Raw genomic sequence first — 20,264 nt, 5'->3', positions numbered from 1 at the left:
ATCTTAAAACGGTAATGGATCAGAAACTGGTTCGTTAATAACAGTAGACTTCTTTGGAAGAGGTTCGATATTCTGAGCAGCCTTATAAGCTTTTTCAACATAGTTTTGTGGCTTCTCCGCGGACTCCGCAACCCCAAACTTCCTTCCAACAGATTCACCAATACCCTCCCGACGGATGACAGAGGACAACCCCTGTTCACGATCTGCAATACTGAACACACCACCAATGGTTGTATATACCTTAGATTCTGCCTTACTTGCATAACGAATATCCGCAAGTGTCATAACTGCTTCAACCTCCGCAGTGGTAATCTCGCCTGTCCAATCTTTGAGGTTGTAAGTTGGGGTTTCACCTCGCCACTCTTTCGGTGACCAATTGTATACAGCATCCAATGGAAGATCCGGGAAATTTTCTTCCCACAACTGGCGCTCGGCTTCCAGTTGCAAACCATTGCTGCGGTAAAAGCCGTGACGACCTGACTTAAAGTTTATAATAGCACGGATCTGACGAGGAACTTTGCATTCGCGAGGCTCACCTTTACGCGGGCCGGACTTATATGGGTTTTCGTAATCCAGTCCATCAACTTGGATAGTCATATTGCAAACCAAGTCGATCAATGTGCCGTAACCCCGTTCCGAAAGCAATACATATTCAATACCCAACGGCACCACTTGGTAATCCAAATAGAACTGAATGAATGCGCATAGGTCATTGCGCAATTTTTCCGCCCACTCTTTAGTTTCCGGCTGGTAAAAGCTGTTTTCAGACAGGTAGTTCTCAACGACTGCATCCACTTCCTCAAAGTCGTAGTGTTGGTTAATTAGGAATTTGCCGATTTCGAGATGGAGAAGCGTGCCATATTCTTGAGCAATCTCCAATAGACGGCCAGCTTCTTTAGTACCATGTTTGCAATACCATTCCAATAATGGTTGCTCCATCGGCGAACATGCATTGATCGCCGTGGTTAAGCTAGTGTACAACCTCAATGGCGATTCGCAAGGTTTGCAGTCTTGGTTAAGACGGATATATGATCGGCCAGCGCCAAAATTAACTCTACCGACTTTGTAATCAGGTAGACGTAATGCGGTTTCGTTGAACCAGTCTGGTAATATAATTTCTACGTTCATAATGTGGTTATTTAGATTTGAGTTGATTTAGTAATTTGTTGATGCCTCTCCCATCGATGACAGATTTTCCAGTGAACCATCCTGAATAAGGGAATAATCTAACCAAGTCGCCATCGTGATAGAATTGGATCTCTTTTTTCGAAACTACATCTACAGTGTAACCAAGAGACTCCAATGTATTTTTTGCAAATTCTAACCTTTTAGGTTCCAGTTCTTTTTCACGTTCTTGATTAATTCTATTGCTCATTTGGAACCTCCTCCACTTCTTGAAACTCTTCATTACCACCAACTGCCGTCCCCGATCCCAATTGCAACAAACTGCCGCTGGTAATCATATTTGTGGTCAACCTAGAAAGATCCGCTCCACTTTCAACGTATGCCCTAACAGCTTCGATTGTTTCCTCAGTAAAGTTTGGTATCAATTGAACTATTGGGTAGTTCTTCGCCATTCCAGGGGTGTAAGACTGTACCTTTTTCACCATCAAGCTAAATGGGAATCCGATAATGCTGCCCGATCGAGCCATAACCATATCGAATGCCTGAACAATACTTGGGATTGTCGTCTCTTTGGCTTTCGTAGAGAAAGTCCAATAACCAAGTATTCCCTTCATCTCCAAAAGAACAAACCTGAGGGTGAGTGTACGTGCGAATAACTTACGAATCGCTTTCACGCGAGGATCGTTTGATGACAACCCATCGATGTACTTACCTGCCGTGCCATCCCACACAGTAAACACAGAGCCGTCACCCCATCCAAGGCGCTTACCTTTGTCCCATGCTTCGAATTGTTCGTTGCAAACCTCTTCGATATTATTGGAGACGAATGCCACCTTTAGTTCCGTAGGTTTAGCACCAAATAGGTTGTGGAACCTTGTTGCGAAATCTCCGCTGGCGCGGAAATAATCTAATGATGTAGGCAGACCTCGTTCGGTCTTCATTCCTACTTTAATTCTACCGATTTCGGGTAGCGTCCTGCCTTGCTGAACATTTCCCGTTGAAATACGTCCTTTCATTTTCTTTGTTAGATTTTTTGCGGGCTGCTCGCCCATTTTCTACTAGCGCTTTAGTTTGCCCTCTGTTGCGCTTTGTTAAGCTATTCCCGCTGCTTCTGCGTCCTGCCTAATTTGTGCTACCGTCTGCCCCAGATCATGAACCTCGGCAAGTAACCCTTTCAAAAGTTCGATTAATGATTCAGTTTCCATTGTTTGTTGCGATGTACTGTACTAAATTCTGTGATGCTGCCACTGAGGCAAGTTCCTTACGGCATAACCGGACCTTACTGTTAGGGAAGTCCTGATGTTCTTTGACCACACCTTGTGTAATCCAGTTGTCAACTGCCGTACGTCCGTACCTTCGGTAAGCTTCAGCCTTTGACAAATATGGTTTCAATTGACCAACCTCTGTCAACGCAACAATACCTCCTAATTCAGCGGCCCCTTTAAGTAGCTGAGCCAGTCTAAAATCTAATGTCAATCCGTTCATTATTTTATCCTCCAACATCTAAAATTGTTCAAGTCCCGTGGATCTCGTTTCGTTTTGAAACGCTTTTCAGAAACCGGAAGTCCATCGTCACCTTTCTTATGGAATAAATCCCACGCGATGTAACGCACCTCCCTCTCTTCTCCATTGGGGACAGTAAATGAATGTCCTACATCCATTGTCTTCATTACAGCCCGATACTTGGTAACGTTCTCGGGGATTGCAACTTGATCTGTTATTTCAACCATCCTTAAAAAAGTTTAATTTGTTTACATTGTTTGTTTTTTCACTTTTTGGCACACACGTTGATGTTTTTTGCTAAATTTGTTTAACTTGATTACTTGACAAAACAAAAATACTAAACATTTTAAACATTTTAAACTTTATACAAACATTTTAAACAAAACAAACATTATTTAGCTGATTTTCAGCGAAATAATTTTTTATCAACATATACATACGATATCAACATACACACACGATGAATAAATTATTTTCTAAGGGGAACTACATCAAGCGCTTGATGAAGCGCAAAGGTGTAACCCAGGAGGCCTTGACAGATATTAACAGTGAAGATTATATCGGCTATGGGAGGTCAACCCTTATTAACCTCCTGAAAAAAAACGAATTTGAAGACGGTCTGGAAACAGAGCGCGTACGAATACTTTTAAGCCGCCTTGATCCTACCCCAGAGGACATGGATTACATCTTCCCGTCAAAGAATAAAAGTAACGCTAGAGATTTAGGGGAACCCGACGAAGACTACGATGAACAGCTACAGCCGTTAGGGGATGGCCTTTATGCATTGACAGCTGAATTCGTACCAATTAAAGCAAGAGCAGGATACCTATTGGGGTATGCGGATCCTGAATATCTTGAAACCTTACCAAAATACACAGCCACAGTTGACCATATGCCAAAGGGAAAGTATCGTTATTTCGAAGCAGAAGGAGACAGCATGAACGACGGGACAATCGAACACGCTATTTTAGACGGAACAGTATTACAATGCAGAAGAGTTTTGCCGCACCATTGGGCCGGCAGGCTGCACACTCATAAATGGTCCAGCTTCGTTTTCGTTCACCGGACTGAAGGTATAATTGTCAAACAGGTTGCTGATCAGAACATTGAGACTGGCGACGTAGTGCTCCGTTCTTTGAACCCAGATAAAACCAAATATCCTGACTTCACAGTCAACCTTGACGATATTCGGGAGATATACAACGTAGTGAAAAGAATACTGTAACCATGTCAGGTGCATCCTTTAGGGAGATCGAACCGAAAAACGACACACAAGTCGTATGGGATGTGGTCAACTATATTCGCGAGTGGTTGGTACCGGCGCCTAAGCATGGAATATCTCCAAAATACAAACCTGCACCACGGCATTCTGATCGGATTGAGGTCAACTGTCTATATGAAGACGAACGTTGCGCGAAACTAAATATATGGTGTTATCCGCCTGATTGGCTGCCGTCAGTAATGCTGATTCTTGACAACGCATTACTTCCGGATGGAAGCTATATCGAGTATACTCCGAAAAACAGTGAGCTGAATGTGGGGCACATTAAGATAACCGTACACAAACATACACACAATGGAAAAGAATAATTTCGAGGAAGAAGGCAAACTTGTGAAAGCATTCCGGGAGCAGCTAGGCAAATCAGCTATTGATTTTGCTAAAATGCTGGATACCTCAGTCAATACGCTTTCAAAAATAGAGAATGGTAAACGCCGTCTCTCCGGGCATATAATCAAAGGCCTAATTAAGGCCGGCATGTCGATGGATGACATTACCTATATAAACAGGAACCAAGAGGAAGGTCAGTCATTTGCTCACCGACTGGCTGAGGTCGAAAATAGGATTGTGACGATAGAATCAACGTTGAAAAAGATCCTTGCTATAATTGAAAAGAGGTAGACTATGCTACCTCTTTTCTATACTTATCCAAAGCATCCTCGACAACCTTGATAACTGCAGCCTGTACCTTATGAACAACATCCCAGTCCGGTTCCACGTATACGTCTGTTACGTCAATGCCATATTTATGATTGAGGGCGAATGACACGTCGTCCTTACTGAATTTGCAGATTTTTCTAGCAATATTTCCGAAAGTGTGGCGGGCGTAATACATTGTTACCTTAAACCCGAGCCTTTCACTGATCTTACGCCACCCTTTGGATAATGCTTGATTTAGGCTAAGATTATTGGAGTATCTTTCCTGAATAAAACCACCATACTTTTTAATAATTTCAACGGCGGCAGCTGGAATTTTTACGTTAGTAACACCTCCGTCTGCACGATGGTCCTTAACCTTGCATCTGCCGTATTCAAGCTCCCCCCTAATTTCCGGATCTGTCAAATAAACATACATGTCTTTTGGATTGATCCCACACAGATAGAAAGATAACAAAAATAAATCCTTGGAAATATTTTCCCAGAATCCCGCCGGTTGATACAATATAATTTCAACGATCTTTTCTACATCAATATTTCTTTTCCTCCTTTTAGTAGCCTTTGGGATTTCATATTGACTAAATGGATCTGGAATTGGGAAATAGTCCGCCCTTGGGTTGTTATGCTTCCTTTGTAAGTGATTAATAAAACTACTCAGATAATTCATATAATTGATTATACCATTAGTCTTTACACCTTTAATTTTCCGAGGTCTACATAAACTTCCGGCTCTTGTTTGTCTAGTAATAACCTTGTCCTGACGAAGGTAGTCCTCAAAACTGTACAAAAATCCTGGCGTCAGCTTTTCAACGTTAAATTCCGTTTGTTGGGTAAAATCCTTCAGGTGATTAATAACGCTGGTGAACGTATACGATTGAGGGATTTTGTTCTCTGCACGTAACTCAGCTATATGGTTATCTAACTCATAAAAAAGGTCCACCCCTTTCTTTATATTTTCCAAGTTGACAAGATGGTCCCGAACATCGTCGACAGACATTGATTTTACTCTGTTGCCTAAATCAGTTATTGCCTCTCTATACGTTGTAAGAATTGGAGAGAAATGTTTGTCAATAAATGTTTTCTTGAGCTTGCCTTTTCCATCAAGATAACGCTTATCGACATATGATTCGGTCTTGATATACCTAGCTTTAGATTTATGGTTAACACAAATCTTGACGTTCCAGGTTCCGTCCTCTTTTCCGCCGTCTTTTAGTATAACAGCATTTACAGTTGCCATGTCCGTTGTAAATTATTTGTAAATCTTTTTTACCACTAACCGTCAAGTAATCGTGTTAAATTGCACAAGCATAAAGTGCCAAGAAGTTCAAATAACCAACATTTCAAGCATTTTAGAAGGGTTTCGAGTAATCCCGACTTTTTACATCATAGTTCATTTACAACTATGATCTTATATTGTTAAAAAAAGAAAACACAAAACAACATGTACAATTATGTTATTACACTTATGTTTTCAATAAATAAATTGTAACACAAATTTAGCAAAAATTCTGACAATAAGCAGCCCATTTATGATCTTTCGCTCTACTCGTTATAGTGGGCGATGCCTACTATAACGAGCAGCGGGCTGAAGAAATAAGGATGAGTAAGATTGGCGGGCGCAAGCATGATAATAACATTAAGATGACAGGAAATACAGTCAAAAGAACAGCTGGAATTGAGCTTATCAGTAATAATTGCTACCTTTGCAGACTCAAATTTGAACTATGTCGAATCAAGTACCTGAAGACGGAACACGATTGCCTTTGATGGAAGAGTTCTACACCATCCAAGGAGAAGGATACCACACCGGGACGGCCGCTTATTTCATACGGCTGGGCGGCTGTGACGTGGGTTGCCATTGGTGCGACGTAAAGGAAAGTTGGGATGCTTCTATTCATCCCCTAACAGCAGCAGATGCTATCATTGAAAATGCTAAAAAATATCCGGCGAAAACAGTGGTCATCACCGGTGGTGAACCACTTATCTATAATTTGGATTATTTAACCAAAGGATTGCATGCCGCCGGTATCAAAACGTTTATTGAGACATCCGGCGCATATCCATTAAGTGGAGAATGGGACTGGATATGTTTGTCTCCGAAAAAATTCAAAGCACCACGAAAGGATGTGCTCGACGCTGCCGGAGAACTAAAAGTCATTGTTTTCAACAAAAGTGATTTTGCCTGGGGTGAACAATATGCCCAGCTGGTCGGTCCCGACTGTAGACTATACCTGCAACCGGAATGGTCCAAGTCGAAAGAGATGACGCCGCTCATCATCGATTATGTCAAAGAAAACCCCAAGTGGGATATCTCTTTACAGACGCACAAGTACTTAAATATTCCATAATCACCAGCCATGATAAAAAAAGAAAAAGAGAGCATTTTATAAAACTGCTCTCTTTTTCTTTTTTTATCAGTGTACTTACTTGACATAGGCCTTGATAAAATCTTCCAGCTCCAACGTCTGTGTTTCGTCTTCTTCCTTGTCCTTCACCAACACCTTACCTTGTCCATCTACATCCAGAAATGCCAAGCTTGCGGGAATAATTATCTTTCCACTATCATCTAACAAGCCGACCTTACCATCTTCAGCAAAAATCAAATAATCGTTTAAAAATTTGCTGATATTCTCCTTTTTATCCAGCAGAACCTTGCCCTCACTATTCACCAGTCCAAAAGCACCATCTTTCTGGAAGATCGCCAGCCGTTCATTCGCGGGGGTAAGCCAGTCAAAGCCGGCCTTATTGATTTTATTTCCTTGCTTATCCAGTAACCAAAAATAATTATCTTTATCCGATACAATAGCTACCTGCTCATTGAAATACGCGAGCGAAAAAAGCGCGCAGGGCAGCACTTCTTTCCCAGACAGATCCTTTATCCCGTAATACTCGTCATTGGTTTCTTTATCTTTTAAAACCATCCATTGTAGCGACTTATCCAGCGGAAACGTATCTTCGAACAGGCTCACATCCTCGGTTCCTTCGGCTGGGAGGCCACCTGAAATATCCACTACCTTGGCATTCTGGGGTAATTGAAAACCTTTTGCCCCAGATACACTGGCGATCTTTGTCGTTTCGAACCCCAGGTCTTTTTGTTGTCCAAGCGACAGCTTGAGCACAGCACCGGGAAGGTCATTTACGAAAGAAAAAGCGGTCAGGTAATAGGTCGGTACAGCTTCAGAGTACCACACTGTTACTTCAGCCGAATCCGCCTGGTTTTTGATCAGCAACTTGGCTTTTTTACAGGTCACTCCAGCAACATCTTCAATCTCGCCCATATCCTGCAACAGCACATATGGTCCTGCCGGTTCTTTTAACTTGCTGCTGACCACTTGATAGGAAGGATGATAAGACTCTGCCGTCACGATATCGTCACCAACGGAAAACGAATAGGTCTTACCGAGTTTTCTGTTTAAAATAGCATGTTCTTTTTGATTAATGACAGCCGACGAATGTGCCGCATCCGCTAATACCTCCACATTCTTATAAGCTGTCTTGCCTTTTAAAAAGGGCTCATAAAATTCCTTTGCGAATTCGGGAATCTCAGATTCAAACTTCTCCGGCGAAATTTCACCTTTAAACACCAGTTCCATCTGCCATTGTTTGTCCTGTCCATACACAAGGGAAGTTGATAACCCAAACACCAAAATTACGCTGACTAAATTGTTCATATGCATGCTAAATATGAAGCTAAATAACAAAAGATAGACCAAAAAGCCTATCTTTCATCTATATTTTTTATTTAATTGATTTTTGTTTTCTAAATTTTTACCAAATCTGGGGCATCAGCTTTACCCGGCATCAGCTGTAATGTTTACAGCACAACAGTCTGTTTTGTTTTTACGGCCTCATCGCAGGCTAAAGCAATGTGTAGACTGTTAATGGCATCTTCCATCGAAGAAGACAGATCCACATTCTCCAAGATCGCTTGCCGGAAAAAACGCTGTTCGCGATTGCATAGCTCCTGGTGATCCGGCTCGTCGGATAAGTTGATCCATTCGTCTTCCCGCACGAATTCATTGTTTCCATCTACCTCAGCATAATGTACGCGCAAACTCTCAGTCTGTGTATGTGCCGCTACCGAATCGGATTTACCTTCATCACTTGCCTTGTCCGCCACAATGGACACAGCACCTTTTGGTCCGAAAACATCTTTTACAAAGAAAGCGTTCTGACTGACCATGGGGCCCCATCCGGCCTCATACCAGCCGACCGAACCATCCTCAAAATGCAGTTGAAGCTGACCATAATTGTAGTTCCACGATGGAATATCTTCCGTCAGACGGGCGCCGATAGCCGAAACCCGCACGGGTTTGGCACCCACCATCTGGCACATCACGTCAATATAATGAACCCCGCAATCGACAATAGGACTTAGGCTGGACATCAGATTACGATGCACATCCCACATATAGCCATGGCTTTGCTGGTTTAAATTCATCCGCATAACCAGTGGCTTTCCGAGCGACCGCGAAAGCTGGATAAACTTGGTCCATGAAGGGTGATATCGAAGGATATAGCCTACCACAAGTTTTTTATTATGCTTCACTGCAGCGTCAACCACTTCACGGGCTCCGGCAACATCTTCCGCCAGCGGCTTCTCGATAAATACATGGGCTCCGGCTTCAAAAGCCTTGATCGCGTAGTCTTTATGAGTGTCCGGATAAGTGGCAATACAGACCGCATCCGGGCTTGTTTGTGCCAGCGCTTCCTCATACGCATCAAAAAGCGCATAGTCTGCTCCCAAATCCTGATTGAGCTTCTTTTTACTCGCTCCTCTTGCCACAAGACCTACGATCTCAAAGCCTTCCAGTTCGTGATACGCTCTGGCATGAGAAGCACCCATATTGCCGCAGCCGACCACTAATATTCTGATCAGTTTCATTGTTTAATTTTAAATTTATTTACATCTTATTTTTTCCTTAACCCGTCGAGCGCAAATGCCGATCCGCTGCCTAAAACAGCACCAGCCAGTACATCTGTCGGATAGTGCACACCAAGATACATTCTGGAATAACCCACACTGCCCGCCCAGAGGAGTGATGGCCCAACGACATACCATTTTGGATAGGCACGGGATAAGGCTGAGGCCGTGGCAAACGCGGACGAGGTATGACCGGACGGAAACGAATAGCCGCTGGCCGTACGGACGGAGATAAAATTTGGGTACTTTCTGAACGGCCGGCTCCGTTTGATCAAATGTTTTATCCCGACATTAACCAGAGCCGTCACAGCTGTACTGCTTGCCACATAAAGCGCATTCTGTCGCATCACTTTGTCATTATTGACTGCACCAGCGACCAGCAGGCCCACGGGCACCGCCACCTGTACATAGTTATTGATATCCGACAGCACCTTGAATGTCTGGGTTTGCGGTGGCGTCCGCGTTTCGGCAATGGATTCCAGAATCCGGATGTCCAGTGTGGATGCCGTCTGTGCTTGCGCCCAGAAGACCATATTCAGACTGCTCATCCAGCAGATTACAAAAAACACTATTTTTTTCATACCCATTAAACAATTTGGTTCATGCCTTGCTAAATTGAATTAACGGCCTGCTGTCAGCCGCTCAGCAGGCTATCTGCAATTTCTTGCTTTCAAACGTAATGCCGCCACGACTGAGGCCTTGAAACATGCGCACGTCGTATTTCAGATTTGAATTAACAATTCTTAAAAATAAACAATTTTCTAGCTTTGTCATTCCTTATTTCAACTTTCTTGCCTTCATCCCTTGACAATCCCATGCATCCACGATCGTTTCACTGTGTCCACGTAAATGAAGGAACTTGCATATTTTAACATACTATTGTTGCATTTCCCATTAATTTAGTATACATTTGCTTCCAGTTATTAATACAAACATGGTCTATACCTACGTACATCATTTTCATTTGCATCATCGCCATTGCGGCGATATGTTAATTTAATGTGTTCTTACGTAGAATACCTTCCCTTCTGTTTGATTTCTTATTATTAATAATTTACTGCTAACATTTATAAAGCGTTGAAAAATCTTAAAATTGCTATCCAAAAATCGGGTAGGTTAAACGAAAAATCTGTTCAATTACTGAAAAACTGTGGTTTGGATTTCGAGAACTACAAAAGCTCCCTCATTACCACTGTGGGGAATTTTCCGCTCGAAATTTTATTTCTGAGAGATGACGATATCCCCGGATATGTCGAACAGGGAATCGCAGACCTCGGCATCGTCGGTGAAAATATTATTGACGAAACAGAATCCAAAGTGGAGTACCTCAAACGGCTGGGATTTGGTAAATGTACGCTGAAACTCGCTATTCCCAAAGACAGCAGCATCGAAGATCTCCGGGATCTAAACGGCAAAGCCATCGCGACATCCTACCCAAATATTCTCAGAAACTTCCTGAATGCGTATAATATAGAGGCGGACATCCGGCTGATATCTGGCTCCGTTGAAATATCTCCCGGTCTGGGCCTCAGTGATGCCATATGTGATATCGTTTCGACCGGCGGAACATTGAAAAGCAACGGTCTTAAGCCTTTTGCTGATGTAAAAACTTCTGAAGCTATCCTAGTGGGCCGAAAAGGACTGGAAGGCAATGAGATTCTGACCGAACTGGTCCAGCGTATTGAATCCGTCCTCTTAGCAAAAGAAACAAAATACGTGGTGCTGAATGTCGAAAAGAAAAATTTACCGGCCATTACTTCCCTATTGCACGGCGTCAAAAGTCCGACGGTGGTGCCGCTTGCAGAAGAAGGCTGGGTAGCCGTACATACCGTGATTACAGAGGACGATTTCTGGGATAAGATCAATAAACTAAAGGCTGAGGGGGCTCAGGGTATCGTTGTGATGCCGATCGAAAAAATTATTTTATAATACTTGATGCGCAAACTATCATGTTAACAACATACGACTACGGATCCCTAGGACGAGAAGATCTACAGCGCTTGACTGCGCGAAACACAGATCCGAACAATACCATCCAAGAAGTGGTCCACGATATCATCCAGCAGGTGCAGAAACAAGGAGACTCTATTTTACGTGACTACGCGGCTAAATTTGACAAAGTTCAACTTGACAAGCTCTATCTGGACGAGCAGGATATTGACGAACTGGCATCTACCATCCACCGCGACCAACAGCGTGCCCTGGAAATCGCTTTCCAGAACATTCACCGTTTCCACAGTATACAATTAAAGCGCGAGCGCGCGGTAGAAACCATGCCCGGCGTAAAATGCTGGCGCGAAATACGCCCCATAGAAAAAGTAGGACTTTATATTCCTGGCGGCTCGGCAGTATTGCCCTCTACCCTACTGATGCTAGGCATACCAGCCAAAATCGCTGGCTGCAAAGAGATTGTAGTCTGCTCACCGCCTCAGGCTAACGGAAAAATTAACGGATTTGTAGCCTACTGCTTAAAGCTGCTCAAAATCAACCGGATTTATTTGGTCGGCGGAGCACAAGCTGTGGCAGCCATGGCTTTCGGCACGCAGACGATTCCAAAAGTTGACAAAATATTCGGTCCGGGCAACCAATTTGTCACCAAAGCCAAGTCCCTTATACAAGGATTGACCAACTGCAGCATAGATATGCCTGCTGGCCCCTCAGAAGTACTTGTTATCGCCGACGGATCCGCCACGCCTGCTTTTGTGGCTGCGGATCTACTGGCGCAGGCTGAGCATGGTGTTGACAGTCAAGCAGTATTAGTCGCTACCTCCTCTGAAATCGTGGATCGGATCAATGCAGAACTCGCCAGCCAACTGGAGGTCCTGCCGCGGAAAGCGCTTGCAGCGAAAGCAATGGAAAACTCCTATGCGGTGGTCGTAGCCAACCTTGAAGAAGCCATGCAGTTTTCCAATGAATACGCTCCTGAACATCTTATCTTGGAAACGGATCAATGGGAGTCTCTGACCCGGTACATCAGCAATGCCGGCTCTGTATTCTTAGGGCACCTGACGCCGGAAAGCGCTGGGGACTATGCTTCCGGAACCAATCATACCCTACCGACATCGGGCTATGCCCGCTCTTACTCAGGGGTGTCCGTGGATTCCTTTGTGAAGAAAATTACCTTTCAGCATATCAATGAAACGGGTCTCCAGCAGATCGGCTCCACGGTGGAAATTCTCGCTGAGCTAGAAGGCTTACAGGCACATAAAAATGCGATCAGTATCCGGAAAAGCGAGACTAACTGATGGATACTTCGCTAACGTAAAAAAGTCGGTTTCGTTATAAACCGACTTTTTTACATTGCCTAAGTGAGAGCCATCACAGCCTATCTTCCAAAGGTATCATAATTGTCAGTAGCATATTTCTCAAATCTGGTCAATAGTGCGATATTATCTTTTTCAAGCTGGCTTAGTGCCCCACTCACATCCTTAGAAACCGGCACGTACCAATCCACAGGGTCAAAAAACTGGCGGATACTGGGTTTCGTAAAAGCATAACCGTGCCTGGCGAAAATCGTATTGCGGATAATTTCTAAATCCAGTTTTTTGAGATTTTTCACATCCTTCTCCGTCAGCTTCTGTTTGGATGCATTAATACTGAATACCGCAGGAGAAGCCGACCGATAGTATTCCATGACGTAAGTATATGTTGAATCGCCATCCTGATCTGTTGCTTCTTCCCGTTTCGCATTGATCCAATCGACCAGCGTACCGTATTCATCGTCCTGCTTATTGAGCATGAGGTTAGGATTATAGGCAAACTGCTTTTTAAGCAGTTTAAAATGTCTCTTTTTGATTTTGACCTGTTGATCGTAAGCTACCCAATTGCCGATCAAGGTATCGCCTTTCCGTTTGATCTCAAACCGGCCATCCGATTTTTTATCCCCCGGCTCGTCGAGCAAGAGCTGTATCGCATTGTCTTCACCTTCAACTTTACCGGTCAGCGGCCGCAGGTTGCCTTTGACCACATTTTGTCCAAATACATTTCCTTTATCTGTAATTTTCTTGATCGTCAAGTTGATCTTTGGTGAATAATCTGTCGACGGGAGGTATTCCTCGTCTCCGAGGCTTTCTTCATCAACCAAAAAATCGCCTACCCAATTTCCGTAGAGGTCCTGATGAGCCTCCTGTTCCACAACAACGGTATCCTGCGCTTTCGGAGCGGACTCCATACTTTGTTGTTTTGCCCGGTCCTTACAGCCCATTGCGGCCGCAAGCAGCAGTAATAAATAGATATTCTTTTTCATGGCTATATAAATTGTCTAAAGCGAGTGGCGCTAGGCGGAGGAGTTACCGTTTCCAATGGGCGATCGCTCTGCCGGCCACGATTTCTAAAATAAATAATTAGTTCAACAAGCAGTAAATTTGGTACCCAGCCCAACCAGGCAATAATCTGATACACATCCATAGGATTGGGCTGAAAGAAGTAGACCAATATCACTTTCCAGAAGCGCAAAGTAAGGGCTGAGCAGGTCAGTGCGAAACTGCGCAACATAAAATCACGATGCGCATTGAAGTTTTTCCGAAAGGCCGAACGAGTTGCCTGCCAAGTAAAATAAAACCAGCCCACCGCCAGCAGTTCAAAAGAAATAATGGCCAGTATACCACCATTGGCCACCACGCCAATCAATAGTCCAGAAGGTGCCGCAAGCATTAAAATGCTCAGGACATAACTGTAACCAATAATACGGTGCAAGCGGGGATAACGTTTGAGCAGATAACGGTTAAATTGGGTAAAACCGGCAGGAAGGGCTAATATGGCCGAACATACATGCACATAAAATGCATACTTATACCACCAGAGCGCCTCAATTTCGCTTTGCTTTATCATCAGAAAATTGGCATCCAGCGCAAAGCTTCGGTATCGCCATGTAATCTCTGCCATCAGCGCCGCACTGTAGGCAAAGATCAAAAGCCAAAAGCCCTGTACAACCGAAAACCGAACTTTCTTTAACATCCCCCTGTTTATTTACTACGGATCGCCTCGACAGGATCCAGACGCGAGGCCATCAAGGCAGGAACAATACCCGATATCAGACCAATAAATGTGGATAATGAAACTGTCAGGATCACCATCTTGAGACTGACAACAATGCCCACCCCTGTCGCCACCTGCACGATAAAGGCCAAAAAATACACAACAAAAAGACCAATGCCGCCGCCCAACAGACATAATACAATGGATTCTATCAGAAACTGGGATAAAATAAAGAAGTTTTTGGCTCCCAATGCCTTTTGAATACCGATGATATGCGTACGTTCTTTAACACTCACAAACATGATATTGGCAATACCAAACCCGCCAACGAGGATGGAAAAGATACCGATTGAAAAACCAGCGAGATTGATGATGCCAAACAACTGGTCGAGCGCCCCGGTGATCATCGTTGTTTGATTGATCGAAAAATTATCTTCACGTTGTGGCGAAATACGCCGGATCGAACGCATCAGCGTCTTCGCTTCACTTTCGGCTTCCGCCAATGTATAATTCGATTTGATTAACATCGCGATACTCGGAGAAAAGTTGTCGTAATTCACTAAATTGCGGGCAAGTTCAAACGGAATAAAAGCCGTATCATCCGGAGAAGTATTGATCAGCACACCATTCCCCTCTTTCTTTAGCACCCCAATAACCTGTACCTTTCTCCCAAGCATACTGATATACTTGCCGATCGGCTGCTCATTCGGAAAAAGGCCTTCAGCAATATTTGCTCCCAAAATCGTCACCAGCGCACCACCTCTGGATTCGCTTTCTGCAAAATAACGTCCATTGACAATATTGAGATTCTGTATATACAGGTTTTCATAGGTCGCTGCATTCACGGAAGATCCCTGCGCTGAATTGTTTTTGTATTTAATCGTCGTGTTCCCGATATTGATCATATAGGCCATGTACTCGGCAGTAGTCATCCGGTTTTTCAGATCAAGATAGTTGTTGTAGGTAGGCTCAGGCCGATTGAGGTATTTCCACCAAGGATAATTTGGACCTCCGTCCCATGGCCATTTTTCGATATAGAGTGTCTTGCTTCCTATTTTCTTCACGGATTCCTCTATATTGTTTCGTAGGGTATCCACTGCTGAAAATACACCTATAATCGTAAAAATACCAATCGTCACGCCCAGCAAGGAGAGCATGGTACGTGTCCGGTTGTCCTTTAATGCTGACAATGCAAACTGACAACTTTCCAATATCAATCGAAGGAATAACATAATTATATTCTAAAATACGAGATAGTTTTGATTTAATGTCAAAATCAATAAAAATATATCTACAAATTGGAAATAACGCCTTTCCATACCCAAAAAAGTTATAACTTTGTATGCTTTTTGCAACCTGGTATTTGGTGCACTGTAATGCACTGAAAGGTAGACATTAAAATTATATCATTAAAGATGAAGTTATCTCAATTTAAATTCAACTTACCAGAATCACTACTTGCTTCTGAACCTTCTGAAAATCGTGACGAATCGCGTCTGATGGTCTTACATAAGGATACTGGTAAAATAGAACACAAAATTTTCAAAGATGTATTGGATTATTTTGACGACAAAGACGTCATGATATTGAACAATACGAAAGTTTTTCCAGCACGTCTATACGGCAATAAAGAAAAAACTGGAGCGACTATTGAGGTTTTTTTGTTACGCGAATTGAACAACGAGCTTCGTCTATGGGATGTACTGGTGGATCCGGCACGTAAAATTCGTGTTGGCAACAAGTTATATTTCGGTGATGATGATTTGCTGGTAGCTGAAGTTGTTGACAATACTACTTCCCGCGGCCGGACGATCAGATTTTTATTTGATGGTACAGACGAAGAATTCCGCCGTAATATCGAAATTTTAGGCGAAACTCCACTGCCGAAGTATATTAAGCGCAAGGCTACGCCTGAAGATAAGTTCCGTTATCAAACCATCTATGCCAAAAATGAAGGAGCTGTGGCTGCACCAACTGCCGGCCTTCACTTCTCACGCGAACTGATGAAACGTCTCGAACTTAAAGGCGTTGATTTTGCTGAAGTCACCCTTCACGTTGGTCTCGGTACTTTCCGTACGGTAGAGGTAGAAGATCTGACAAAACACAAGATGGACTCCGAGCAGTTTATTATTACGGAAGAGGCTGCCAGAATCGTGAATAAGGCTATCGACAACAAACGTCGTGTCTGTGCCGTAGGAACCACTTCCATGCGTGCGATCGAATCTTCGGTTTCTGCCGACCACCATTTAAAGCCGGCGTCTGACTGGACGAGCAAATTTATCTATCCACCCTACGATTTCAGTATTGCAAATTCGATGATCACCAACTTTCACACACCCGAATCTACCCTGTTGGTGATGATTGCGGCCTTTGCAGGTTATGAAAACGTCATGAACGCTTATGAAGTTGCCGTGAAGGAAAAATATAGATTTTACAGCTATGGTGATGCCATGCTGATTATATAATTAGACTTTCCAAAGGAATAAAACAGAACGTGGGTAGCTGCAAACTATCCACGTTTTTTTACATAGACACTATAATTTCTATCCGATGAACTTTGTCGTTATCGTTGCTGCAGGCACTGGAAGCCGCATGAACAGCAGCCTTCCTAAGCAGTTTCTTGAATTGAATGGAAGACCTGTGCTTATGCACAGCATAGAGCGGTTTTCCCAATCCCAAGATGTATCAGAGATTATTCTCGTAATTAGCCGCGAGATGGAAGAGTTTTGGAAAGCATTGTGTATGGAAAATCAGTTTGACGAAGTGTATCACTTGGTGTACGGCGGGAAAAGCCGCTTCGAAAGTGTCAGAAACGGCATCTTATATATACAGGAGCATTTTCAAATCGGGAATAATGACTACATTGCCGTACACGACGGCGCCCGGCCTATCATCTCTTCGGAACTGATAGCCCGTGCTTTTCATGGCGCCTACCAGCACCATGCAGTTGTACTGGCTCAATCCAGCGTGGAGTCAGTGCGCATAGGCAATCCTAGAAGCAGTAAAGCACTGGATAGAAATCAGGTTTGGCTCGTTCAGACACCGCAGGTCTTTCAAGCGGAATTACTGATCAACGCCTACTGCCAGCCAGAAGACCCCTTATTTACTGATGATGCTTCAGTCGTTGAAAAAATGGGCAATTCGGTCGCCATCGTTGAGGGTGATCCCAAAAATATTAAAATCACCTATCCCCAGGACTTGCAAATTGCCCAGTTTTATCTCAGCCTGCCAGATTAAGCATTACCACGTATAACACGCAACAAAACGACAATAATGGCGATGACGAGGAGGATGTGGATGATATTACCTCCTGCATAACCTCCAAAAAAGCTGATTGCCCAGATAATGACCAGGATGACGGCAATGATGTACAATAAATTTCCCATTTTTTTATTATTTAATACCTTATTCTGTTTTACACTAGGTATAACAATGAGAAATACAGTAAAGTTTTGAAATAAGTAGAATCTTATAATTCGAGCTGCAGTCTGTCGTAGGCCAAAAACATGGAGGCAGGCAGTTCTTGGGAGACTACTTCGTGCAGTCCCATCCGATGTCCAATATGCGTAAAGTAGGTCTTTTCAGCATGAACATCACGTGCAAACTCAATTGCCTCCTCAAGTGTAAAATGTGAAATATGGGACTCTTTCTGCAGAGCGTTGACGACCAGCACCTTCACTCCCTCAAGAAGCCGCCTCGATGCCGCACCAACAAACTTGGCATCGGTGATATAGGCAAAGTCATCAATTCTATAACCGATTACCGGCATTTTATAATGCATGACCTCAATCGGCATGATATCTTTTCCGAAAAGCTGAAAAGACTCTCCAGCCGTGATCTCTTCCAAATCCAGTCGCGGTGCTCCTGGATATTTTACGTCTGTAAACGCGTAGTAAAACTCACGTTTTAAAGCCTGATGGAGATCAGACGTCCCGTAGATGGCTATAGACGAGTGCTGCTGGTAGTTAAATGCTCTGACATCGTCCAACCCCGCGATATGATCTTTGTGGGAATGAGTCATCAGCACGGCATCCAGATGGGTCACCTTTTCCCGAAGCATCTGGTACCGGAAATCAGGCCCCGTATCCACGACAAGGGTGTGATCGTTATATTCCAGGAGTATGGATGAACGTAAACGCTTGTCCCGCTTGTCCATGGATTGGCAGACTTGACATTGGCATGCTATAACAGGCACACCCTGTGATGTTCCGGTTCCTAAAAATGTTACTCTCAAACTGCTGTCTTTGATTTCAGTACTTCTTCGTATATTGGCACGAGTCCTTCGGAAATGGCTTCCGAATTAATTTCCACTTCCAACAGAATATTCCACAAGGATTGGATCTTTACCTCGAGGTTAGAAAACTTATTTACAACCACGACCTTGGTCGCTTGCAACATACAGGCTCCGGTACGGAATGATCCCTTCTCATACCTCACTTTATATCCCTGTTCCTTAAAAAACTCTTCTATTTTTGCTAAACTGCTTTGTGTAAACGGCAACAAATCTTCCTCCTTTTAAAATATCAAGCTCAGTAAACCAAACTTAGCTAAATTTGCTTTCAAATACAAATTTAATCAACCTGCCAATGCAGCCCTCCTGCATCATACTCATTACGCAAATGCGCTGAATCACTCAATAGCAAACGATGAACTGAGGACGATTTGTCATTACTCAGCAAGCTTAAGAATTACATTACCGAACGTCTGCCAGCTATATTTTTTCTTTTCATCGATAATATTTGTCCGGAATTGCTGCTCTTTGTTACGGGTATAGAAGTCCATAATTCCATTGGCAATAGCCTCTGCGTTGGGCTCCACCACATATCCCACGTAGTCACTTTCCACGAGCTCGGGCAGTCCCCCGACATTGCTGACGATCATGGGGAGATCGAAGTGATAAGCAACTTGGGTAATTCCGCTCTGCGTGGCTGCTCGGTAAGGTAGCACAACACAATCTGCTGCGGAAAAATAACGTCCCACTTCTTGGTTCGGAATAAAATCGGTATGCATAAAAATGGCGTCATCCAGATTAAGCTTGCTGATAATTGCCCGGTAAGGTGCAGGATCGCCATAAAATTCTCCAGCCAGCAGCAGTTTCACCTGAAGCTGCCGAACCCGGGCGTCTGCCAAAGCTTCCAACAGCAGATCCAAGCCTTTATAATGCCGGATAAAACCAAAGAATAAAATGACTTTTTCATTTTCGGGAATATGGAGCTGCTTGCGCGCCTCTGCTTTAGACAGGTGAGCTCCATAATTATCGTACAACGGATGTGGGCTGTATACTGCAGGCATATGCGGACTTAGCCGCCTTAAATCAGCCAATACACTTTTGCTCATGGTCACACAGGCATCGACGGATTTCAAAAAATAACGGATCAGCAAGGTATCACCAAAGCGTTGTTCGTGCGGAATGATATTGTCGGCGATACAAACTATCCGGGTATGCTTGTTTTTCTTTACCTGACGTTGGATTGTACCCAAGCAGGGCCCAAAGAAAGGCATCCAAAACCGGACAATCAACAGGTCATACCGAGCATTTTTTAGTTCTCTTCCGACTCTAACCCAATTCAGCGGGTTAACGGAATTCACTTTGGTCCTGATGTGCAAACCCGCAGGCGGGGGCTCATCCGAGTACTGAGATTTGCCCGGAAAAAGAAAATTCGGATATTGCAAGGAAAAAGAATAGATATCGACTTCATGGCCCTGTGCTTGGAAATGGGATGCCAGCCGCTCGTTGAAAGAAGCGATCCCCCCCCCTCTTAGCGGATAAGCAGAGCCTAAAATGACAATACGCATATG

23 protein-coding genes are annotated in these 20,264 nt (G+C 43.6%); 8 read left to right on the top strand and 15 right to left on the bottom strand.

The features are described from left to right. Positions 1-3 precede the first annotated feature (3 nt). The 4 genes from K7A41_RS23405 to K7A41_RS23390 all read right to left on the bottom strand — a co-directional run bounded on the left by K7A41_RS23405 (position 4) and on the right by K7A41_RS23390 (position 2,855). Positions 4-1,128: a hypothetical protein gene (locus tag K7A41_RS23405; RefSeq protein WP_265715792.1), complete on the bottom strand. Its 1,125-nt coding sequence runs from the start codon at positions 1,126-1,128 to the stop codon at positions 4-6. Positions 1,129-1,364: 236 nt separating this feature from the next. Beyond that, entirely contained in the window at positions 1,365-2,141 is a 777-nt protein-coding gene (locus K7A41_RS23400) for a hypothetical protein (protein ID WP_265715791.1), read from the bottom strand. A 178-nt stretch (positions 2,142-2,319) separates the two neighbouring features. Beyond that, positions 2,320-2,610, bottom strand: a complete 291-nt coding sequence (locus tag K7A41_RS23395; protein WP_265715790.1) for a hypothetical protein — start codon at positions 2,608-2,610, stop codon at positions 2,320-2,322. Then, on the bottom strand, positions 2,610-2,855 hold the full coding sequence (locus K7A41_RS23390; RefSeq protein WP_265715789.1) for a hypothetical protein: 246 nt from the start codon (positions 2,853-2,855) through the stop codon (positions 2,610-2,612). Before K7A41_RS23390 ends, K7A41_RS23395 begins: the two co-directional genes overlap by 1 nt. A 233-nt stretch (positions 2,856-3,088) precedes the next feature. On the opposite strand from K7A41_RS23390, the gene K7A41_RS23385 reads away from it, so the two are divergent. The 3 genes from K7A41_RS23385 to K7A41_RS23375 are packed head-to-tail and all read left to right on the top strand — an operon-like array spanning position 3,089 to position 4,528. Beyond that, positions 3,089-3,853, top strand: a complete 765-nt coding sequence (locus K7A41_RS23385) for a S24 family peptidase (RefSeq protein WP_265715788.1) — start codon at positions 3,089-3,091, stop codon at positions 3,851-3,853. Positions 3,854-3,855: 2 nt separating this feature from the next. Continuing rightward, entirely contained in the window at positions 3,856-4,218 is a 363-nt protein-coding gene (locus tag K7A41_RS23380) for a hypothetical protein (protein WP_265715787.1), read from the top strand. Further along, complete coding sequence (locus tag K7A41_RS23375) at positions 4,205-4,528, top strand: helix-turn-helix domain-containing protein (RefSeq protein WP_265715786.1); 324 nt, start codon at positions 4,205-4,207, stop codon at positions 4,526-4,528. Before K7A41_RS23380 ends, K7A41_RS23375 begins: the two co-directional genes overlap by 14 nt. A gap of 1 nt (position 4,529) precedes the next feature. Here the strand turns inward: K7A41_RS23375 and K7A41_RS23370 are convergent, their stop codons facing one another. Then, positions 4,530-5,801, bottom strand: coding sequence for a phage integrase SAM-like domain-containing protein (locus K7A41_RS23370; protein ID WP_265715785.1), 1,272 nt, complete (start codon positions 5,799-5,801; stop codon positions 4,530-4,532). 487 nt (positions 5,802-6,288) lie between these two features. Here K7A41_RS23370 and K7A41_RS23365 point away from each other — a divergent pair, with 487 nt between their 5' ends. Continuing rightward, positions 6,289-6,912: a 7-carboxy-7-deazaguanine synthase QueE gene (locus K7A41_RS23365; RefSeq protein WP_265715784.1), complete on the top strand. Its 624-nt coding sequence runs from the start codon at positions 6,289-6,291 to the stop codon at positions 6,910-6,912. 75 nt (positions 6,913-6,987) lie between these two features. On the opposite strand, the gene K7A41_RS23360 is transcribed toward K7A41_RS23365, so the two are convergent. The 3 genes from K7A41_RS23360 to K7A41_RS23350 form a co-directional block, all read right to left on the bottom strand. Further along, positions 6,988-8,235, bottom strand: coding sequence for a WG repeat-containing protein (locus K7A41_RS23360; RefSeq protein WP_265715783.1), 1,248 nt, complete (start codon positions 8,233-8,235; stop codon positions 6,988-6,990). A gap of 143 nt (positions 8,236-8,378) precedes the next feature. Further along, on the bottom strand, positions 8,379-9,449 hold the full coding sequence (locus tag K7A41_RS23355) for a Gfo/Idh/MocA family protein (protein WP_265715782.1): 1,071 nt from the start codon (positions 9,447-9,449) through the stop codon (positions 8,379-8,381). 26 nt (positions 9,450-9,475) lie between these two features. Then, on the bottom strand, positions 9,476-10,069 hold the full coding sequence (locus K7A41_RS23350) for a phosphatase PAP2 family protein (protein WP_028068489.1): 594 nt from the start codon (positions 10,067-10,069) through the stop codon (positions 9,476-9,478). 496 nt (positions 10,070-10,565) lie between these two features. Here K7A41_RS23350 and hisG point away from each other — a divergent pair, with 496 nt between their 5' ends. Further along, positions 10,566-11,417 (top strand): ATP phosphoribosyltransferase, encoded by an 852-nt coding sequence (gene hisG / locus K7A41_RS23345; protein ID WP_265715781.1) that lies wholly within the window; start codon positions 10,566-10,568, stop codon positions 11,415-11,417. Between the two features lie 20 nt (positions 11,418-11,437). Further along, positions 11,438-12,733 (top strand): histidinol dehydrogenase, encoded by a 1,296-nt coding sequence (hisD, locus tag K7A41_RS23340; protein WP_265715780.1) that lies wholly within the window; start codon positions 11,438-11,440, stop codon positions 12,731-12,733. Positions 12,734-12,813: 80 nt separating this feature from the next. Here the strand turns inward: hisD and K7A41_RS23335 are convergent, their stop codons facing one another. From K7A41_RS23335 to K7A41_RS23325, 3 genes are read right to left on the bottom strand one after another with little or no spacing between them, the layout of a single operon-like run. Next, on the bottom strand, positions 12,814-13,734 hold the full coding sequence (locus K7A41_RS23335) for a YARHG domain-containing protein (RefSeq protein WP_265715779.1): 921 nt from the start codon (positions 13,732-13,734) through the stop codon (positions 12,814-12,816). A gap of 2 nt (positions 13,735-13,736) precedes the next feature. After that, positions 13,737-14,444: a DUF2306 domain-containing protein gene (locus K7A41_RS23330; RefSeq protein WP_265715778.1), complete on the bottom strand. Its 708-nt coding sequence runs from the start codon at positions 14,442-14,444 to the stop codon at positions 13,737-13,739. Between the two features lie 8 nt (positions 14,445-14,452). After that, complete coding sequence (locus tag K7A41_RS23325) at positions 14,453-15,697, bottom strand: ABC transporter permease (RefSeq protein WP_028068493.1); 1,245 nt, start codon at positions 15,695-15,697, stop codon at positions 14,453-14,455. 183 nt (positions 15,698-15,880) lie between these two features. Between K7A41_RS23325 and queA the strand changes: the two genes are divergently transcribed. After that, positions 15,881-16,930, top strand: a complete 1,050-nt coding sequence (gene queA, locus K7A41_RS23320) for a tRNA preQ1(34) S-adenosylmethionine ribosyltransferase-isomerase QueA (RefSeq protein WP_028068494.1) — start codon at positions 15,881-15,883, stop codon at positions 16,928-16,930. An 85-nt stretch (positions 16,931-17,015) separates the two neighbouring features. Beyond that, entirely contained in the window at positions 17,016-17,702 is a 687-nt protein-coding gene (locus K7A41_RS23315; RefSeq protein ID WP_028068495.1) for a 2-C-methyl-D-erythritol 4-phosphate cytidylyltransferase, read from the top strand. Here K7A41_RS23315 and K7A41_RS23310 read toward each other — a convergent pair. From K7A41_RS23310 to K7A41_RS23295, 4 genes are all read right to left on the bottom strand, one after another. After that, positions 17,699-17,851 (bottom strand): lmo0937 family membrane protein, encoded by a 153-nt coding sequence (locus K7A41_RS23310; protein ID WP_138097065.1) that lies wholly within the window; start codon positions 17,849-17,851, stop codon positions 17,699-17,701. The two genes, K7A41_RS23315 and K7A41_RS23310, sit on opposite strands and share 4 nt — an antisense overlap. An 83-nt stretch (positions 17,852-17,934) precedes the next feature. Next, positions 17,935-18,699 carry an MBL fold metallo-hydrolase gene (locus tag K7A41_RS23305; protein WP_028068496.1) on the bottom strand — a complete coding sequence of 255 codons (765 nt, stop codon included), beginning with the start codon at positions 18,697-18,699 and terminating at the stop codon, positions 17,935-17,937. Further along, positions 18,696-18,965 carry a hypothetical protein gene (locus K7A41_RS23300; protein ID WP_138097066.1) on the bottom strand — a complete coding sequence of 90 codons (270 nt, stop codon included), beginning with the start codon at positions 18,963-18,965 and terminating at the stop codon, positions 18,696-18,698. Before K7A41_RS23300 ends, K7A41_RS23305 begins: the two co-directional genes overlap by 4 nt. Positions 18,966-19,133: 168 nt before the next feature. Further along, positions 19,134-20,261: a glycosyltransferase gene (locus K7A41_RS23295; RefSeq protein ID WP_265715777.1), complete on the bottom strand. Its 1,128-nt coding sequence runs from the start codon at positions 20,259-20,261 to the stop codon at positions 19,134-19,136. Positions 20,262-20,264: the final 3 nt, after the last annotated feature.

It is taken from the genome of Sphingobacterium sp. InxBP1, from assembly GCF_026191775.1.
Lineage (GTDB): Bacteria > Bacteroidota > Bacteroidia > Sphingobacteriales > Sphingobacteriaceae > Sphingobacterium > Sphingobacterium thalpophilum.
The sequence above is the reverse complement of the archived record's forward strand: the minus strand, read 5'-3'. Positions and strand labels throughout refer to the sequence as shown.

Coding starts and splice junctions, on each gene's coding strand:
- K7A41_RS23405 (WP_265715792.1), bottom strand. CDS start 1,128: ATGAACGTAGAAATTATATTACCAGACTGGTTCAACGAAACCGCATTA.
- K7A41_RS23400 (WP_265715791.1), bottom strand. CDS start 2,141: ATGAAAGGACGTATTTCAACGGGAAATGTTCAGCAAGGCAGGACGCTA.
- K7A41_RS23395 (WP_265715790.1), bottom strand. CDS start 2,610: ATGAACGGATTGACATTAGATTTTAGACTGGCTCAGCTACTTAAAGGG.
- K7A41_RS23390 (WP_265715789.1), bottom strand. CDS start 2,855: ATGGTTGAAATAACAGATCAAGTTGCAATCCCCGAGAACGTTACCAAG.
- K7A41_RS23385 (WP_265715788.1), top strand. CDS start 3,089: ATGAATAAATTATTTTCTAAGGGGAACTACATCAAGCGCTTGATGAAG.
- K7A41_RS23380 (WP_265715787.1), top strand. CDS start 3,856: ATGTCAGGTGCATCCTTTAGGGAGATCGAACCGAAAAACGACACACAA.
- K7A41_RS23375 (WP_265715786.1), top strand. CDS start 4,205: ATGGAAAAGAATAATTTCGAGGAAGAAGGCAAACTTGTGAAAGCATTC.
- K7A41_RS23370 (WP_265715785.1), bottom strand. CDS start 5,801: ATGGCAACTGTAAATGCTGTTATACTAAAAGACGGCGGAAAAGAGGAC.
- K7A41_RS23365 (WP_265715784.1), top strand. CDS start 6,289: ATGTCGAATCAAGTACCTGAAGACGGAACACGATTGCCTTTGATGGAA.
- K7A41_RS23360 (WP_265715783.1), bottom strand. CDS start 8,235: ATGAACAATTTAGTCAGCGTAATTTTGGTGTTTGGGTTATCAACTTCC.
- K7A41_RS23355 (WP_265715782.1), bottom strand. CDS start 9,449: ATGAAACTGATCAGAATATTAGTGGTCGGCTGCGGCAATATGGGTGCT.
- K7A41_RS23350 (WP_028068489.1), bottom strand. CDS start 10,069: ATGAAAAAAATAGTGTTTTTTGTAATCTGCTGGATGAGCAGTCTGAAT.
- hisD (WP_265715780.1), top strand. CDS start 11,438: ATGTTAACAACATACGACTACGGATCCCTAGGACGAGAAGATCTACAG.
- K7A41_RS23335 (WP_265715779.1), bottom strand. CDS start 13,734: ATGAAAAAGAATATCTATTTATTACTGCTGCTTGCGGCCGCAATGGGC.
- K7A41_RS23330 (WP_265715778.1), bottom strand. CDS start 14,444: ATGTTAAAGAAAGTTCGGTTTTCGGTTGTACAGGGCTTTTGGCTTTTG.
- K7A41_RS23325 (WP_028068493.1), bottom strand. CDS start 15,697: ATGTTATTCCTTCGATTGATATTGGAAAGTTGTCAGTTTGCATTGTCA.
- queA (WP_028068494.1), top strand. CDS start 15,881: ATGAAGTTATCTCAATTTAAATTCAACTTACCAGAATCACTACTTGCT.
- K7A41_RS23315 (WP_028068495.1), top strand. CDS start 17,016: ATGAACTTTGTCGTTATCGTTGCTGCAGGCACTGGAAGCCGCATGAAC.
- K7A41_RS23310 (WP_138097065.1), bottom strand. CDS start 17,851: ATGGGAAATTTATTGTACATCATTGCCGTCATCCTGGTCATTATCTGG.
- K7A41_RS23295 (WP_265715777.1), bottom strand. CDS start 20,261: ATGCGTATTGTCATTTTAGGCTCTGCTTATCCGCTAAGAGGGGGGGGG.